Origin of the sequence: Gluconacetobacter asukensis, from assembly GCF_014174375.1 — a bacterium.
Lineage (GTDB): Bacteria > Pseudomonadota > Alphaproteobacteria > Acetobacterales > Acetobacteraceae > Gluconacetobacter > Gluconacetobacter asukensis.
Genome location: NZ_JABEQE010000004.1, coordinates 170,006 through 183,941, shown reverse-complemented (window position 1 = coordinate 183,941; position 13,936 = coordinate 170,006). Strand labels below are relative to the sequence as shown.

Here is a 13,936-nt window from a genome sequence, read left to right as displayed (position 1 = left end):
CCTGAGCACGGCCACACCCGTCAGCGACGACGCAGACCTTGGTTCCATAGCCACCGCGAGAGCGGCCAAGCGCCTCACGATGGTCTCGTTATCGGCTGTCGTCTCCTCTTTTTTGGGCCCCAGCCGCCCCCTTCGCCCCTCACCCGAACCGGCAAGGCCGATCCACCGTCGGCACCTCATCCGTCTGAATCACCATCAACTCCACCGGCCCATCCCCCACATTCCCGGCATCGTGCCCCACACGCCCCTGCGCGTCCTTCCGGCTCAGCTGGTCTTCCCCCAGCGAGACTTCCCCCGGCCCCATCACCACCTTGTGCCCATCCATGGCGGTCACATACCACGTCCCCCGCAGCGGAATGATCCATTGCACCGTCGGGTCCGGATGCCAGACGCCATTCCAATGCGCCGGCTGCACGGTAAAGATCACCTGCGCATGGCCGCTCTTCAACCGGTCCTGCCATTGCGGCCCGGCAGGCGCCGACATGGTCTTCAGATCGAAATCCCGCACCGGACATTTCGTCATGTGGCTGATGCCATCATGATCGGTCCAGTTATGCCAATACCACATCGTCGGACGCGGCGGCGCACGCTCCGCACGGGCCGATCCGACGGCGGGCACCTGCCCGGCGAGAAGGGCAATCCCCATCACCGCACCGACTGCCTGCCGGCACGCGCGCGACCGCGGGCGATCATCGTTCCTCATGACATCCCCTCCTGGAAGCCGCCCGAAAACGCACGCCAACGACGACCCGACGCGCCCTTCCCGTGCTTCGCGGCGCACCGAGCGAAGAAAACGTTGCCGCCCGTCCCGTCGGAAACCCGCCCATCGCGGCCGAGCGTATCGTCCGACACGACGCGCATCAATACCGGACGCCCCGTCATCCAGTATCCGCCCGGGGCGGCGGGCTCTTCGCACAAGAAAATTCTGGACAGAAACAGGAGAGTCTGGTCCGATCCGTCATCGAAATAGAAATCGTCACGCTGGCCCGCGTCGAAAAGCGGGTCGCCATATTCACCTCCAGGACAGGATATCCGGGGGGAAAGGACGGATCATGGACACCATTCAGTCGTTCGATCGCTGCCTGGATGCCCGCTTCTTGCAATGCGTGCTGGAGGTGACACGCCTGGGATCCGTGCGCGACGCCGCCAGATCGCTCGGCCTGCCGGCCTCGCTGATCAGCCGCAAGATTTCGGATGCCGAGATCCGCTATGGCGTGCCGCTGTTCGAACGCACCGTACGCGGCATCATCCCGACCGAGACGGGCATGGTCATCGCCGAATATGCCCGCCAGCAGATGGACGAAAACAAGAAACTCCTGGCCTATCTGTCGAACCAGAAACGGCACCGCATCCACCAGATCTCGGTACATTGCGGCGACGGCTTCGTCGAGGACCTGACAGACCGCGCCGTCCTGCCCTTTTCCGACCGGCATCCCGGCATCCGCGTCCGCGTCACGGTCGGCAGCACCGACGACATCCGCCAAGCCGTGTCGGACGGCGTGTCCGAGATCGGGCTATCCTACAACATGGAGGATTTCAACGGCATCAACATGATCCTGCATACCCACAAGCCGCTCTATGCCATCCTATCGGCGCAGGACGCCCAAAGTGCCGGCAGCCATATGACGATCGAGGACATCCTGGACCGCAAGCTGGCCCTGCCGACCCGCAGCCACGGCATCCGCAAGTTGCTCAAGAGCATCGAGGTCAATCACGGGGTGCACATCTTCCCCGAACTGGAATCGAACGCCTTCCGTATCCTCAAGCGGTTCGTCCTGTCCGGGCGCGGCATCACCTTCCTGCCGGTCTTCGCCGTCCGGGCCGAAATCGATGCCGGCACACTGGTCGCCCTGCCGATCGAAAACCGGCTCTGCACCGAGGCATCGGTCCATCTGTTCACCCGGGCGCAGCCCAACATCTCCCTTCCGGTCCAGCAATTCGTGGCCTTCATGCGCGAACGGCTCGAATCCCTCTCCAACGGCAATACCGCGCCGCAGGCGGTCGCCTGACCGGCCGCCTATCTAGCGGCGACGCCCCGCCCGCAGCAACGCCGCCAGCGCCAGCAGCAGCGACATGCCGGACAGCACGAGCGCGATCTTCGATATCGTCCCTCCCTCCATCGCCGCGCGGCCTGCGGGGCCGGGCGCGGGCTCGGGCGCGGCGGCCTCTCCGCCGACGACGATCGCGGAAAAGGCCCGGAAGAAATCCTCCGTCCTGTCTCGCGCCAGCCCGTCGATCATGCGCGCGCCGACCGAGGCCAGCTTGCCGCCGACATCGAAACTGCCCTCGTAATGCAACAGCGTCGCCTCATTGCGCGCCTCCAGGCGAACACGCGCCATCCCCTGGGCAAAGCCGGCGGCCCCGCCCTGCCCCCGGCCGGACAGCACATACGAACGGCCCGGCACGATATCGGAAATCTGCGCCTTGCCCCCGAACCGCGCAGAAAGCGGCCCGATACGCGCCTCGACCTGGATTGCGTATTCGTCGGGTCCCGACAGTTCGAACAGCGTGCAGCCGGGAACGCTGCGCCGCAGGATCTCCGGATCGTTCAGCGCCCGCCATACAATGTCGACAGGTGCCGCGATCTCGTGCTGCCCTTCGATGTTCATGGATGATGTTCCTTCTGCATCATGCTCTCCGGCCCGTACAAGGTCGCCAGGGCCTGGGTCCCCAGCGCCGCGCTGCCCTCCTTCTCCAGGCGGGCATACAGGCGGTGGGCCAGTTCGGTCGCGGGCAGCACCAGTTTCAGCCGTTCGGCCTCGCGCAGCGCAATGCCCAGATCCTTGAGGAAATGCCGGACATAGAAATCGGCCCGATAATCCCCGGCGACGATGCGCGGCCCCATATGCTGCACCAGAAAGCCGCCCGCCGCGCCACCCGCCAGCATCCGCAGCAGGTCCTGCTGCTGCAGGCCGGCCCGCCCGGCCAGGGCCAGCCCTTCGCAGACGCCCATCATCGTCCCGGCGATCACGATCTGGTTGCAGGCCTTGGCCCGCTGGCCCGCGCCGGGACCGCCGAACCGGCAGATCGTGGCACCCACCCGCTCCAGCATCGACCGCATGCGCGCGAAAGCCGCCGCATCGCCGCCGACCATGATCGACAGCGTACCCGCCCGCGCCCCCGGCACGCCGCCTGAAACCGGGGCATCGAGTACCGCGATCCCTATCGCCTCGGCGCGGGCCGCGATCTCGGCCGCCAGACAGGCGCTGGAGGTCGTCAGGTCCAGACAGACCTGCCCGGCCCGGCCATGGGCCAGCAATCCGTCATCGCCCAGGTAGATTTGCCGCACATCGTCGGGCATCCCCAGCATGGTCAGGATCACGTCGGCCGCGCGCGCGACCTCGGCCACGCTGTCGACCCAGCGGGCCCCGGCCTCCTGCACCCGCGCGGCCGAGGTCCGCGTCCGCGTGTGAACCGTGACCCGATATCCCGCTTCCAGCAGGCGCACGGCGATCGGCGCGCCCATCTGCCCCAGCCCGATAAAGCCGAGCCGCGGTTTCTGCTGCGACATTCTCTTTCTATCCTTCCTGTCCCTGTGCCGCCCGGCCGATCCCGTCATGGATCGCGGCATGCAGCCGCATCGGCGTCAGCGGCAGGCACGTCACCTGCGCGCCGACAACCGACAGGGCGTCGTTGACCGCGTTCGCCACGGCGCCGATCGCCCCCATGACGCCGCCTTCCGCCATCCCCTTCAGCCCCAGCGGCGTACGGGATGACGGCGTCGCACGTGCGATGATGCGAATGGCGGGAATGTCGGCCACGGTGGCGATCGTGTAGTCGGCAAACGTGGCCGACAGATTCCGGCCCGCCTGGTCGTAGACGACGTTCTCCAGCAGCGTACCGCTCAATCCCATCGCCACCGCGCCCGCCTGCTGCCCATGAACGACCAGCGGGTTGATGACGGTGCCGCAATTCTCCACCACCAGATAATCGAGGATCTCCAGCCGCCCGGTCTCGCGCGCGATCCGCACCCGGCACGCGTGGGTGGAGTTCGAGAACGTCATCGGCGGCGGATCGTATGTGCGATAGAATTCCAGCCCCGGCCGCATCCCCTCCGGCAGGGCCAGCGGGTCGAAATAGGCCGTGCGCGCCAGGTCGGCCACGTCCAGGCCGGTCTCCTCGCTCCCGCCGGCGCGCACCCATACGATCCTGCCGTCCCGCAGTCCCAGCCCATCGGTGGCGTTCAGACCCAGCCGGTGGGCCGCCAGCCGCAGCAGATGCGCCCGCACCTCCGCCGCGCAGAGATACAGCGCTCCCCCGCCGGCCGTCGCCCCCCTCCCGCCCCGGCTGCCCATGCCATAGGGCGAGGTGTCGCTATGTCCCAGCGTGACGGCCACGTCGTCGGGGCGCACGCCCACCCCGTCGGCCACGACCTGGGCAAAGGTGGTCTCGTATCCCTGGCCCGCGGCCGCCATCCCGACCGAGGCGCTGACCGTGCCATCTGGTTCCACGATGATGCGCGCGGCCTCGTGCCCCGAGCCGCCGATGCCGGAATTCTTGTAGAAGCGCGACCCGTAGGTCGTCGATTCCACGACATTGCACAGGCCGAGCCCGTAGAGGTACCGGCCATCGTCATGCGGGCGATGCGCAGCATAGCCGATTTCGTCCAGCGCAGTTTCCATCGTCTCGGCGCAATTGACGTCGAGCAGCGTCTCGCCGCCCGGCATGGCATAAGGCAGCGCCTGGTCGGCCAGCATGTTTCGGCGCCTGACCTCGGCCGGATCGAGCCCCAGCCGCCGGGCGATGACGTCCAGCGTGCCCTCCATCACCCAGCTCGCCATCGCCATGGGGGCCCGCATCGGGCCGACCCCGCATTTGTTGGTCAGGGCGACCCGGATCTCGTAACCGTAATCCGCGATCCCGTATTGCCCGGTCAGGATGATGCCCACGACCTCGGAAATGTAGTTCGCGGGATAGAAGCAATAGGCCCCGAAATCCTCGACCATCTCCAATGTCAGGCCCAGGATGCGCCCCGTATCGTCCACCGCCGCCCGGGTGCGGCACCATTGCTCGCGCGCATGGCAGGCCGCCAGCAGGTTCTCCATGCGGTCCTCCTTCCAGCGGACCGGCCGCCCCAGCCGCCGCGCCAGGGCGCATATGGCCAGCTCCTCGCGATACAGGGCGATCTTCTGGCCGAAACTGCCCCCGACATCGGGCGAGGAGACGCTGACCTGGCTGTCGCGCAGTCCCAGCCGTCGGACGATCTGCGTGCGCAGCGGATGCGGTACCTGCGAGCCGATCACCAGTGTCAGATGTTCGCGGCCCGGGTCCCACTGCGCGATGCAGCCGCGCGTCTCGATCGGCGCATGGGTCTGGCGCTGCTGGTGGAATTCGGCCTCGATCACCCGGGGCGCGGCGGCCAGGCGGGCTTCGGGATCGCCGGCGCGATGGACGCGCCGGGCCACCAGATTGGTGCCCAGCGCCTCGTCGACCAGCACGCTGTCGTCCCGCAAGGCGGCGAACATGTCGGAAACCGCCGGCAATTCGGCATATTCCACCACGATGCGCTCCATCGCCTCCTCGGCGACGTAACGATCCGCGGCAACCACGCAGGCCACCAGGTCGCCCTGAAACCGCACGCGGTCCACCGGCATGACCGGCATGCTGGTGGGCCGCAGACCCTCGATCGGCGGGGCGACGGTCAGGTCGGTCACATCCTCGGCCAGATCCTCCCCCGTCACCACCGTCACGACGCCCGGCAGCTCCAGCGCGGCCGTCACGTCGATCGAGACGATGCGCGCATGCCCATGCGGCGAGCGCAGGAAGGCGGCATGCAACGCCCCCGCGACCTTGATATCGTCCACATAGCGCGCCAGCCCGGCCAGTAGCCGGTGGTCCTCGCGGCGCGGCCGCGGCTGCCCGACATACGCCTCGCGCTCAGACATCCGCCACCTCCCGCAAGGCGGCGGAAGCCGCCATGATCGCCCGCACGATGGGCCCGTAGCCGGTGCAGCGGCACAGATTGCCGCCCAGCACCGCGCGAACGCCCGCTTCGTCGCAATCGGGATGGTCGCGCAGATAGGCGGCGAACGTCATCAATATCCCGGGCGTGCAGAACCCGCATTGCTGGGCATGATGCGTATGGAAGGCCGCGCGCAATGCCCGCAGTTCGGCCGACGGAGCCCCTCCCTCCAGCGTGGTGACGGCATGGCCCTCCATCTGCACGGCAAAGAGCAGGCACGCCCGCGCCGACTGCCCGTCGACCAGCACGGTACAGGCCCCGCAGATCCCCTGCTCGCAACCGACATGGGTCGCCGTCAGGTCCAACCGGTCCCGCAGCACGTCCGACAGCAGGTAATGCGGCTCGACCGCCACATCCCGGACCTCGCCATTGACCGTCAGGCTGATGATCATGCGCCTGCCCCCTCCTTCGTATCACCGGCCGCCCCGGCCAGGCACACGGCCATGCGCCCCTCCAGCACCGACAACAGGTAGCGACCGGCCGCGTCCTGCCCGATCAGCCCGCCCATATGCGCCACGACCCGCCGCGCGACCTCGCCCCGCAGGGCCGCATCGGGACGCACGCCGCGCAGATCGTCGAACATGCCCTCCATGACCGGCGGCCGCACGGCCCCGGCCGCCACCACGATCGTCAGCCCGGCCAGTCCCCCCTGCGCATCGGCAACCAGCCGGACGGCGCAGATCAGGGCCGGAAAACTGCCGGCCGTGACATGGAACATCTCCGCCACCGCCCGCATGGCCTCGGGCTGGCGCGGAAAACAGACCGACACCACGACCTCCCCGGCGTCCAGCGCACAGTTCAGGGGCGAGCGATACAGATCGCGATAGGCCGCGGTACGGACACCCCGCGCCGAACGCAGCACCAGCCGCGCATCGAACAGCAAGGCGGCCAGCGGCATGTGCGCCGCCGGATCGGCCAGGACCAGGCTGCCGCCGATGGTGCCGCGCTGGCGCACCGCGTAATTGCCGATCCCGCCGGCCATGCGCCTCAGCAACGGCAGGTGCGTCGCCACCACCGCACTCTCGGCCACATGCTGATGCCGGACCAGGGCTCCGATCCGCAACCCGTCCTGCTCGGGCAGAATGTGGTCCATCTCCACGATGTCGTTCACGTCGATCACATGCTCCGGCCGGGACAGGCGCAGGGTCAGCATCGGCACCAGGCTCTGCCCGCCGGCCAGGATGACGGCCGCATCACCCAGCCGTGCCTTCAACCCCACGAGTTCGGCCACGGTCTGTAGCCGGTGATAGGAAAAAGGAGCTGGTTTCACCGCGTCATCCTGCCGTTCCTGGACCTGCCGCCCTCAAAACCCCGTGCTGACCGACGCCACCGCCGCAAATCCACCGCCGATCGTATAGAGCGGCGCGGAGGCGTTGATCATGTGCCCATGCAGGCCCATGACGGGGCGGGCATTCGTTCCGACACTATACAGACCAGAAAGCCAGTCATTGGCACCGATATTCATGAAATTGAGCTGGATCTGCGGATGCTTGGCAAAGCCCACATTCCGGAACCGGTAGCCCAGGCCCAGATTCGCGGTCTCGTAAGCCGGGATCTTCTCGTCGTCCATGAATGTCGAATATTGCGAACCAACATAGTTGAACGTGAAGGTTCCGAACAGGGACCCGTCATCGTACGACAGGCCCACCGCCGCGGTAAATTCCGGGCTCTGGATCGCGACCTTGCCGGCCGTCGGCAGCACGTCGCCACCGGTGACGAAATTGTTATCCATCGTCGCGTGCAGGTACTGGGCCGAGACATAGGGGCTGAAATGATGCCACGGACGCAGCCCCAGTTCGATCTGGGCGCCCCGTATGGTCTTGCCACCGGCATCCAGCACGGTCGGAATCGGCACCTGGTCGATGAACGTCGTCGACTGGACCTGATAATTCACCAGATTATAGTTGAACAGGGCCAGCGAGACGTTCACCAGCCCATGATGGCGATAGCCGATTTCCTCGCCGATCGCATATTCGCCCTTCAGCCGGTTCACCACCGTGACCGGCCCCGGCTTGGCGGTCGAGAATAATTGCGCATAGGCCTGCAACGATTGCGGAGCCCGGTAGGACGTCGTCCCATCGACGAAGATCTGGTCTTCCGGCGTGATCATGTAGCTGACCGAGACCTGCGGCAGCGGCTGGGAATAGCTTCCCCCGCTGGTATAGTCGGCACCGGGAATGTTGTTGGTCAGATGCCGCGACAGCATCATGTATTTGAAACCCGCGTTGATCTTCAGCTTCCCGTTCAGCAGCGACAGCGTATCGTCCAGATACAGCGTGTTCATCTGCTGCCAGATCACCAGATCCAGCGTGCGATAGGTCCGCCCGTCCGGCAGGCGCACCGGATACTGCCCCCATTGGTTGGAGACATTGCCCTGATAATCCGCCAACTGATATTCGATCGGCTCGGACATCGACATATAGGAATAGATGTCGCCGAACCGGAAGGTATTGATACCATGGCTCCAGGTCAGGCCGGTCGACAGCGTGCCCGTGCGCTGCGGCACCGGATTGACGTATTTCGCGGTCACCATCCCCGCCGCGTTGGTATAGGGCAGCTTCAGATTGCCGGCCGGCATGGTGCCGAACCAGCTATTGGTGTTGCTGAATGTCGTGCCGGCACCGTAATATTCAAGATAATGCAGATAGGACGGCGTGACGTCCAGCGTCAGTCCCTTCGCCAGCGAGAAATGCAGCGGCGCCATCACCATATAGGTCCGCCGGTCATAGGTCAGGAACTTGTAATAGTTCGTATCGCCGAAGCTGTACTGACCGTCATAATTCAGCGACGGCCCATATTGCTTCCATTGCGTCATCGTCACCGGCCGATAACGGTTGGTATCGTTATTATCGAACGAGAAGACGACCGAAGCCCTGTTGCCGTCTCCCCATTCCTTCAGCGCCTTGGCATCGATATGCATCTTGCGCTGGGTGCCCATGCCGCGCCACTGGTCCTGGGTCCCGTTCGAGAACGAGACGAACGCCTTGACCCCGCTATGCCCCAGATAGCCGCTGTCGATCCGGCCGAATTCACGCTGCAGCGATTTGGAACCGTAGCTCAGATTGACCATCCCCCCCGCCTTGTCGGCCGGGTCGCGCAGCGTCATGGTGATCAGGCCGCCGACATCGCCATAGAAGGGCGCGCTGATATCGGGCGCCCCCTGCGACAGGGTCATGGACTGGATATTCTCGGTATCGGCCGCGTTTTCGGTATAGGGGATATAGGTCAGCGAATCGTTCAGCGCCACCCCTTCATACACCACGCCGATTTCGGTCTGGTTCAATCCACGGATGGAAACATTGTCACTCGACGCTCCCAGCGGGTCCTGGCTGGAAAAGACCACCCCGGGCAGGTTGCCCAGCAGCGCCATGCCGTTGGTCGTCGGGCTCTGGCGGGCGATATAGTCCCGGGTGATGCCGCTCTGGACCCTCGGGGCCGTCTGCATGGGCATCAGGCCGCCGCCCGGCGTGGTATTGGTCACCCCCTGATTATTGCCCAGATTGGCGTTGACGACGATGCTTTCCGCGGATGCGGCCGGCGTGGCGGCCGCCGGATGAAGGGGGGCATGCGCCGGCCCCGGCGCGGCATGCTGCGGCGGCGGATGACGGGGTGCCGGCTTCCGCGAAGTCTGGGCCTGCACGCCGCTGCACGCCAGACAACACATTGCGAATACGAAATAATCAGTCGTTGATGTTTTCATGTTTGCAACTCCGCTGCATAAACCCGCGCTATTCCGTTATGATAGGGATATCGATTTCAGGAAGATGCTTTCCTGGAAGATGATGAATCCGATGATCTTTCTGTTGAAATCCTGCCATTGCGGATTCGCGGCCAGAAGCTGCCTCTGCTGGTCCCGGTGGGCGAAACTGTCATAGGACCAGATGAAGGATATCGTGTTCAGCACGCCGCTTTCATGCGTCCAGCACCCCACCAGCGTCGCGTAGCGGCTGATGATGGGATAGCCCTGCGCCTTGTAGAGCGATATGAATTCCGCCATGCTACCGGGAACAAGGCGGTATTTTCTTTCTTCACTTATCATGCCGTCATTCTTTCCATGAATCGTTCTTCATCCGTCCAGGGTGCCGAAAGCGGCGCTCAAGGCGGGAATGGCCCGCACGCAGACATCGAGCTGCGCGCCGTCGATCCATTCATCCGGCTTGTGCGCCTGGGCGATGGAGCCCGGACCGCATATGATCGTGGCGATTCCGGCCTGCTGATAGACACCGGCCTCGGTCGCATAACTGACGCCGCCATCACGCTCCACGCCCAGCGTCCCGCACACCCAGTCGGCAAGAGCCGCATTGCCACCCCGGCTCAGGGGCGGATACCAGCCGACTTCCGAGATCGAGAAGCCACACTCCCCTCTCACCCCGGACGTGGGAACGATCACGTCATTGATATAATCGGACAGCTTCGCCAGGCTGTGCTGCGGCACATCCTGCGGGATGCCCCGCCATTCGACTTCGAATCCGGCCAGTTCCGGAATGATATTGACCGATATCCCTCCCCATATCCTGCCGACATTCATCGTCGAATGGGGCGGCGCGAACAATTTGTCGAACGGTCCGTCCGCGATGGCGGCACGCGCCTGCGCACCCAGCCACGCCACGGCCCGCGCGACGGCGTCGATCGCATTGACCCCCGCGGCCGGGTTGCTGGAATGGGCCGGCCGGCCGGTCGCCTGCACTAGCGCCACCAGCTTGCTCTTCTGGTCCGTCACCACCCGCATGCCTGTCGGCTCGCCGACAATGCACGCCGCCGGCAGCAGGGACTGATCCGCCAGGTCCGCCGCCAGCAGCCGGGCGCTCTCGGCATTGACCTCCTCGTCATAGGTCAGGAGCATATGCACCGGAAATGGAAGATCCATCCGGCACAGTTCCGGAATCGCCGACAGGCAGCAGGCGACGAACCCCTTCATGTCGGTCGCTCCGCGTCCCTGCAGCCGCCCTTCCCGCCGCGTCAGGATGAACGGATCGCTCGTCCAGGCCTGCCCCTCGACCGGCACGGTATCCAGATGACCGGCAAAGGCCAGGCCGCCGCCACGCACCGCACCCACCACGATATGCAACGCGTGCTTGTCCATGTCCGGATGCTTCAACGTCCGGACATGAGCCCCCTGTTCGCTCGCATATTGGGCGATGAAGCGCGCAAGGTCGCGATTGGAACGGGAACTGACGGTATCGAACGCCACGATCCTTTCCAGGATGTCCACACAACCCATTCTCATCTCCATCCCGATCGGAATTCGGTGGCGATCAGGAACAATCCACGTCCAGAACCATTGCGGCGACGCATATCCGGTTCAAGGTGAATTTCGAGAACGGCTGTTGCTGTTCCGCTACCCGTCCACCCCGCCCCTCGCTCCACCGATCACACACGCTCGACCGCCCAGCGCTTCACCCCACCATGCGCCATCCCGCATTCCACAATCCGCAGCCCGTCGATCACCCGCCCCCGCCGGGCGAGAAACCAGCGCCCCAGCCGGCGGGAATTGACGCGCCCGGCCGGCGTGCCGGCAATGCGCAGCAACGCGTCCCGCAACTCCGGATGGCGCATGCCATCGCGATACCCGGCGGAATCCTGCCGCTCCAGCGCCGACAGATCCTCGATCTCCCGCACCGTGCGTCCGCAATGCCGCCCCACCCCCGCCGCCTCGGCCAGCAGCCCCAGCATCTCGCGCAGCTCGCCGCGCTCGGGGTCGTCCTCCCGCGCCGCCTGCATGCTCAGGCACGGATCGGCCCGCCCCAGCCACACCAGCGCCGCCCGCACGGTGCGGCTCCACCCTTCGAACGAGGCCAGCGGCGGCAGATCCACCTCCGCCCCACTCCCCATCCACGCGCGCAGGATCGTCAGGCACGCACTCACGTAAGCCCCCCGATCGGCCATGATGTCGGCCACCGGGTCACGGGCGAAGCGCCGCAGCTCCGGCTGCTCGATCCCGGCATCCAGCGTCGCCAGCAGCGCCCGACGCGTCATGTCCCCCCGCACGCGCAGCGCATTGCCGGTGGCAAAGATCACCGCCCGGTTCTCGATCTCGACGCTGGAAGACGCCCCCAGTTCGCGCAACCGCAGGATCGGCCGCTCCGTCGCCTGGCACAGCAGGTCCCCGCCCAGCTCCTCGTTCACATTGTCCAGCGACATGATCGGATAGCCCGCCAGCAACAGCCCGGTCAGGCGCTTTTCCATCTCCGCCACATCCTCGCCCGCACTGGTCACCGGGCACACCCGCCCGGTCGCGATCACACTGGCCAGATCGACCAGAAAACTCTTGCCCGACCCCGGCGCATTGGCCCGAAAGGCAAAGAGCGGGCTCACCGGCATCATCCCCCGCACCACCGTGGTCAGGATCGCGGCCAACGCCACCGACCGATCGGCCTCGGCGGCAAACGGAAATTCCGCCAGCAATCCCTCCAGCCGCGCCAGCCCGTCCTCGGCCGCCGCCCGCGTCGGCTCCGGCAGACTCAGCTCCAGCGTCGGATCATCGACATGATACAGCCGCGTCGCCGCGTCGTGCCCCGGCGCCATCAGCACCGACCCGTCGGGCCGCAGCGTCGGCGTGGTAATCACCCCCGCCAGCACCGCAAAGGGCCACGTCCCCGCCCGGCTCAGGATCACCTGCGCCGCCGCCGCCGGCGGGTCGATCGCCTTCCATCCCTGGCTGCGCCGGTCGAACCGCCGCCATTCCACCACCTGGCACAGCAGGTCGGTCAGCGCCGGCACGCCGATATCCATCAGGCACGCCGCCTGCGTCAGCCGCCCGTCCGCCGCCGCCACCTCGCGCCGCCCCGGCCGCGCCAGACGCGTGCCGCGCTGATAAACGGGCGCATTCGCCGCCACCAGCGCCCGCTCGCCCGCACTGGCCACCAGGTCGATCTCTCCGCCCCGTACCGCGATCGGCTCCAGCCCCGCCACCCGGCGCGCCACCGCCGGGCCGCCCCGCGTCCCGGCCCGCTTCACGCTGGTGCCGCACAGCACCGGCCCCACCCGCTCGCACAGCCACGCCCGCGCATCCGGCACACGCAGGTCCGCCGCATCGTCCCCCGGTTCCAGATCGCCGACATCCACCAGCCGCACCGTCGCGGCAATCCCGCCCAGAATCGCCGCAATCTCGGCCACCGCCTTGGCCCCCGGCGCGTCATGGTCGGGCCACAGAATCACATGCCGCCCCGCCAGCACGCTCCAATCGGCGCGGCTCACATGCCCGCTGCCCGCCGTCCAGGTCACACACGCCATGCGCGGAAACAGGCATTGCGCGGCATCCGCCGCCTTCTCGCCCTCGCACACCAGCACGGTGCGCGCCCGCATCACCCGCTCCAGCCCGTACAGCGATCGCGGCACCGCGGCATGGCGCGGATGCCAGCCCGTCCGCTCGCCCCCCTCGGCGCGCACCGTGCCCCAGGTCAGCGGCATGATCCGCTTGCGCGCATGCGCGGTCGCATCGCGCCGCACCACATAGCGCATCACCCGCCCGGCTGCGTCGCGATAGGCATAGACATGGTCCCAGCCATCCAGATCCGGCATCGGCGCCCCCGGCGGCGGCACGGCCGGGCGCCAATCCTCCTCATCCGGCGCACCCCGGACGGCAGCCGCCGCCCCATCCCCCACGCCCAACAATGCCCCCAGCTCCCGCGCCGCCCGCACCCGGTCGTCCCGCGCATGCAGCGCCGCATACAGGCTGATCGGGTCTCCCCCGCGCGGCCCGTCGGCAAAATCGGCCCATCGTCCCGTGCGCAGATTGATCGACAGCGACCGCCCCGGCGCATTGTCCAGGCCGCCCACCACCCATTCATCGCCACGCCGCCGTCCCGCCGGCAGCCAGCCCGCCACCAGCGACGGCCAGTTCGCCAGCGCCGCCGCGTTGATCGCGTCGAACGGAATTCCTGCCGTTCCCGTCATGATTTTTCCTCTTTGTAGTGGAAGGGCTCTGCCCTGCACCCGGAAGGGGACAGTCGTCCCCTTCACCCCTGGTCGTTG

The 13,936-nt window shown here is 66.6% G+C and carries 11 protein-coding genes and 1 pseudogene; 1 reads left to right on the top strand and 11 read right to left on the bottom strand.

Features of this window, described 5'->3' with window-relative positions; genetic code table 11:
• Positions 1–4: 4 nt before the first annotated feature.
• Together HLH35_RS19865 and HLH35_RS06575 are read right to left on the bottom strand one after the other, a co-directional pair.
• Positions 5–127: pseudogene (locus HLH35_RS19865) on the bottom strand (IS5-like element ISMex42 family transposase); the annotation flags it as partial.
• Positions 128–139: 12 nt separating this feature from the next.
• Positions 140–703: a cupin domain-containing protein gene (locus HLH35_RS06575; protein WP_220790570.1), complete on the bottom strand. Its 564-nt coding sequence runs from the start codon at positions 701–703 to the stop codon at positions 140–142.
• Between the two features lie 349 nt (positions 704–1,052).
• On the opposite strand from HLH35_RS06575, the gene HLH35_RS06570 reads away from it, so the two are divergent.
• Positions 1,053–2,009 carry a LysR family transcriptional regulator gene (locus HLH35_RS06570; protein WP_182968847.1) on the top strand — a complete coding sequence of 319 codons (957 nt, stop codon included), beginning with the start codon at positions 1,053–1,055 and terminating at the stop codon, positions 2,007–2,009.
• 12 nt (positions 2,010–2,021) lie between these two features.
• Here the strand turns inward: HLH35_RS06570 and HLH35_RS06565 are convergent, their stop codons facing one another.
• From HLH35_RS06565 to HLH35_RS06525, 9 genes are all read right to left on the bottom strand, one after another.
• Positions 2,022–2,609, bottom strand: coding sequence for a CoxG family protein (locus HLH35_RS06565; RefSeq protein ID WP_182978383.1), 588 nt, complete (start codon positions 2,607–2,609; stop codon positions 2,022–2,024).
• On the bottom strand, positions 2,606–3,511 hold the full coding sequence (locus HLH35_RS06560; protein ID WP_220790569.1) for an NAD(P)-dependent oxidoreductase: 906 nt from the start codon (positions 3,509–3,511) through the stop codon (positions 2,606–2,608). The genes HLH35_RS06565 and HLH35_RS06560 overlap by 4 nt, the downstream gene beginning before the upstream one ends.
• A 7-nt stretch (positions 3,512–3,518) precedes the next feature.
• Positions 3,519–5,885: a xanthine dehydrogenase family protein molybdopterin-binding subunit gene (locus HLH35_RS06555; protein WP_182978381.1), complete on the bottom strand. Its 2,367-nt coding sequence runs from the start codon at positions 5,883–5,885 to the stop codon at positions 3,519–3,521.
• Positions 5,878–6,354 carry a (2Fe-2S)-binding protein gene (locus tag HLH35_RS06550; RefSeq protein ID WP_182978380.1) on the bottom strand — a complete coding sequence of 159 codons (477 nt, stop codon included), beginning with the start codon at positions 6,352–6,354 and terminating at the stop codon, positions 5,878–5,880. The genes HLH35_RS06555 and HLH35_RS06550 overlap by 8 nt, the downstream gene beginning before the upstream one ends.
• Positions 6,351–7,232 carry an FAD binding domain-containing protein gene (locus HLH35_RS06545; RefSeq protein WP_182978379.1) on the bottom strand — a complete coding sequence of 294 codons (882 nt, stop codon included), beginning with the start codon at positions 7,230–7,232 and terminating at the stop codon, positions 6,351–6,353. The genes HLH35_RS06550 and HLH35_RS06545 overlap by 4 nt, the downstream gene beginning before the upstream one ends.
• Before the next feature lie 33 nt (positions 7,233–7,265).
• A complete protein-coding gene (locus tag HLH35_RS06540) occupies positions 7,266–9,662 on the bottom strand; it encodes a TonB-dependent receptor (protein WP_182978378.1) in 2,397 nt (798 codons plus the stop codon).
• A gap of 36 nt (positions 9,663–9,698) precedes the next feature.
• Positions 9,699–10,001 carry an NIPSNAP family protein gene (locus HLH35_RS06535; protein ID WP_182968854.1) on the bottom strand — a complete coding sequence of 101 codons (303 nt, stop codon included), beginning with the start codon at positions 9,999–10,001 and terminating at the stop codon, positions 9,699–9,701.
• Positions 10,002–10,028: 27 nt separating this feature from the next.
• Positions 10,029–11,174, bottom strand: coding sequence for an acetylornithine deacetylase (argE, locus tag HLH35_RS06530; protein ID WP_182978377.1), 1,146 nt, complete (start codon positions 11,172–11,174; stop codon positions 10,029–10,031).
• A gap of 158 nt (positions 11,175–11,332) precedes the next feature.
• A complete protein-coding gene (locus HLH35_RS06525; protein ID WP_182978376.1) occupies positions 11,333–13,858 on the bottom strand; it encodes a topoisomerase in 2,526 nt (841 codons plus the stop codon).
• Positions 13,859–13,936: the final 78 nt, after the last annotated feature.